Source organism: Bacillus siamensis KCTC 13613 (assembly GCF_000262045.1).
Taxonomy (GTDB): Bacteria; Bacillota; Bacilli; order Bacillales; family Bacillaceae; genus Bacillus; species Bacillus siamensis.
In genome coordinates this window covers 1-229 of record NZ_AJVF01000034.1, presented here as the reverse complement: position 1 = coordinate 229, position 229 = coordinate 1, and the positions used below count along the sequence as shown (strand labels likewise).

Below are 229 nucleotides of genomic sequence, written 5' to 3'. Positions count from 1 at the left end.
GTCGCTTTTAACGAATGGCCGCCCCGCTCAAAAAAGTGATCCCGAATGCCGACGGGGCCGTTTTTCAGCACCTCTTCCCAAAGGGCGCAAAGCTTCATTTCCGTGACGTTACGCGGTGCGGTGTACGCCTGTCTGCCTGCCGCTCCGTCAGGAGCCGGCAGCGCGCGGCGGTCAAGCTTTCCGCTCGGTGTGACCGGCCACTCGCTCATCTCTATAAACTGAGCCGGCA

General features: G+C 61.1%; 1 protein-coding gene. It reads right to left on the bottom strand.

Features of this window, described 5'->3' with window-relative positions:
- Positions 1 to 229 (bottom strand): hypothetical protein (locus Y79_RS01000000120055; RefSeq protein ID WP_032864791.1); only part of this gene is annotated, 229 nt, incomplete at both ends.